This window comes from Okeania sp. SIO3I5 (assembly GCF_010672085.1).
Classification (GTDB): Bacteria; Cyanobacteriota; Cyanobacteriia; order Cyanobacteriales; family Microcoleaceae; genus Trichodesmium.
Map to the genome: position 1 here is coordinate 1 of NZ_JAAHHT010000447.1, position 3,203 is coordinate 3,203.

A 3,203-nucleotide genomic window follows, 5' to 3' on the forward strand; every position below is an offset into this window, starting at 1 on the left:
CTGCAAGCTAGCTGAATGTTTAGACAAATTTGAGCTGTGAATATAGACGTTAATTTTCCAAAGTATATGACAAACGATTTCCCTTTTGCCTAATTCCAATTATCCGTGTATCCGTGGCAAAATCTATGTCTTGCCGTAGTGTTTCTCAAGTTATTCAGATAAATTCGTGTATCCGTGGCAAAATCTGTGTCTTGCCGTGCCATGTCTTCCTTCTTAAAATCAATTTAAAAATGCTGCAAAAAAAATCTTATTTTACTTGGTTAAAAATATTTATCGCCATTATCCTAATTCTAGGAATATATTTCAGATTCATCAATATTGACCGTAAAGTTTACTGGTACGATGAAACAATTACATCCTTAAGAATTGCCAGTTACACCAGGGGGGAATTTAAAGACTTAATCTTAAATGCAGGAACTATTAGTGTAGAAAAATTACAGCAATATCAAAATATTAATCCTGAGAAAAACACAATTAAAGTTATCGGTTCTCTAGCAAGAGATAATCCCGAACATTTACCAATTTATTTTGTAATTTTGAGGTGGTGGGTAAAATTATTCGGTAACTCTGTAACCGTAATTAGAAATTTCTCAGCCATAACGAGTCTACTAATTTTTCCTTGTATTTATTGGCTATGTCGAGAATTATTTGGCAAATCATTAGTCGGATGGATAGCAATTTCTCTCACAGCAATTTCTCCAATTTTAGTATTATATGCTCAAGAAGCGCGAGCTTATAGTATTTTTTCAGTCGCCATTTTATTATCAAGTATTGCCTTACTCCGATCAATGCGAATTAACACAAAACGTACCTGGCAAATTTATATAGCAAGTCTCATCTTTGCTCTATATACTAATCTGTTTTCTGTATTAGTAGCTTTTGGTCATGGATTATATGTAATCCTAATTGAAAAATTCAAACTAACCCAAAAATTCAAAGCTTATTTACTAGCATCTTTCTACGGATTTTTAGGATTTTTACCTTGGCTAATCTTGATAATTAATCATTTTGACGGCATTAATTGGGTTTCCAAAGATTTACCTTTATCCAACTTGTTCAAAAGATGGTTTATCAATCTAGGTTTTACATTTTTTGATATTCAGATTGGTTCATCTGAAAGATTGTTTGATGTTAAGACACTGGTTTTTGATAATGATGCTTTATTACAACTAAATACTATCTGGCCGTACATCTTGGGATTGATTTTACTATTAGTCATCTACTCCATTTATTTCCTCCTAAAAAACGCACCCCGACAGATAACTATTTTTATCTTAACTTTAATGGCAGTCACCCCCATAAGTTTAATAATTCCCGACTTAATATCTGGCGGACAACGTTCTACTATTCCTCGTTATTCAATTCCTGCTTATTTAGGCATTCAATTATCTGTAGCTTATTTATTAGGAACAAAACTGACTGACTTGACAAATAAAATCAAACATAAATTTTGGCAAATAGTAACTGTGACTCTGATTTCTTTAGGCATCATATCTTGTGGAATTAGTTCTCAAGCTGAGACTTGGTGGCATAAATATAGTAGTTATTATGATGCTCAAGTTGCCAGAATAATTAATCAAACAAGTCAGCCACTTGTTATTAGTAATCATTCTGCAAGATTAGCTGTTATAGGATATATGTTGAGACCAGATGTAAAAGTTTTATTCGTTGAAGAACCGGAAGTTCCAAAAATTCCAGAAGGTTTTACCGATATATTTGTATTTCGTCCTGAATGGAGTTTAATTTCAGGATTAGAAACACAAGAAAATGCTCAACTGGAATTAGTTCACGATTTTGGAGAGCTTTGGATTTTAACTAAGAGCAAAAAATAATTTAGTAAAGTAGGTTGGGTAGAGCGACAGCGAAACCCAACAGATTAATAATCTTAGAGTTGGGTTAAGGAATGAAACCCAACCTACGCTTACTGAAAATATTGATAAATAAAGATAAATTTTTGGGCAAGTATCGAAACCATTCAGTAAAATGATGGTAAAAATTATTTTATTGAGCTATGAATTCTCGTGAAACAAATCGGCATAACTATATACCAAAGTATTTTCAAGAAAGAATACAAGAAGCTAAAGATAAAAAGCTTAAGCAATTAGATTTAAGTAGTTGTTATTTTAGTAGACATAGTGCAAAATTAGTTGAAGTTTTTGGTTATATTTCGGAGTTAGAGCAGCTAGAAGTATTAAACTTAAGTAATAATCAATTAACAAGTATGCCGGAATCAATCAGCAAACTTTCTAATTTAACTGAGCTTGATTTAAAATTTAATCAATTAACAAGTATGCCAGAATCAATCAGCAAACTTTCCAATTTAACTAAGCTTGATTTAACTGATAATCCCCTTGAAATTCCGCTAATAGAGATTGCCAAACAAGGAATAGAAAGAATTAGAAAGTATTTACAGCCACAAGAAATAATACAAGAAGCTAAAGATAAAAACCTTAATAAATTAGATTTAAGTAGTTGTTATTTGAGTAGAAATAGTGCAAAATTAGCTGAAATTTTTGGTTATATTTCGGAGTTAGAGCAGCTAGAAGTATTAAACTTAAGTAATAATCAATTAACAAGTATGCCGGAATCAATCAGCAAACTTTCCAATTTAACTGAGCTTGATTTAAAATTTAATCAATTAACAAGTCTGCCGGAATCAATGTTATTATTGGCTTTTGTTTGCTTATTATTTATCCCAAGTTATTTCCATCTGGGTTTCCTAAATTGATAGATAAAATTCAAGACATATTTCCAGCTCCACAAGGAGAAATAGAATCTGATAAAAATCAGTAACCTCATGGCTGGTTAAAATGCTATGGCAGTAATTTTCCCTATCCAATTATCTCGCCTGTATAGGTGATTTCTGCCTTTCTTTCTTAGGATTATTCTCCTTTTCTGTCTTTACCGAAACAATTAAACAATTAAACAATTAGATAATTCAGGTTTGAAGCCTCTCCTTGAAAGGGGAAAAAAATAAATTTTTTCCTTTTAGTCAATCCTCTCCCTAAAAGGGAGAGGTAATTATCCATTATCCATTATCCATTAATGAACAAATCCATCCGTGTATCCGTGGCAAAATCCGTGTGTGCCCTAACCTTAGCCATAATTTGTAGAATTTTCGGAATAATTCCCACCTTGATAATTCTGAATTATGGAGTTAGGAAAAGTAGAAGTTACAGAGGAAATGTCAGATGAACTTACCG

The 3,203-nt window shown here is 31.9% G+C and carries 2 protein-coding genes; both read left to right on the forward strand.

The features are described 5' to 3' along the window. Positions 1 to 230: 230 nt before the first annotated feature. Positions 231 to 1,832: a glycosyltransferase family 39 protein gene (locus F6K40_RS39470; protein WP_293145549.1), complete on the forward strand. Its 1,602-nt coding sequence runs from the start codon at positions 231 to 233 to the stop codon at positions 1,830 to 1,832. Between the two features lie 179 nt (positions 1,833 to 2,011). Continuing rightward, on the forward strand, positions 2,012 to 2,728 hold the full coding sequence (locus F6K40_RS39475) for a leucine-rich repeat domain-containing protein (RefSeq protein ID WP_293145552.1): 717 nt from the start codon (positions 2,012 to 2,014) through the stop codon (positions 2,726 to 2,728). Positions 2,729 to 3,203 lie beyond the last annotated feature (475 nt).

Excerpts from the sequence above, each read along its gene's own strand:
- F6K40_RS39475 (WP_293145552.1), top strand. The coding sequence starts at position 2,012 with ATGAATTCTCGTGAAACAAATCGGCATAACTATATACCAAAGTATTTT.
- F6K40_RS39470 (WP_293145549.1), top strand. The coding sequence starts at position 231 with ATGCTGCAAAAAAAATCTTATTTTACTTGGTTAAAAATATTTATCGCC.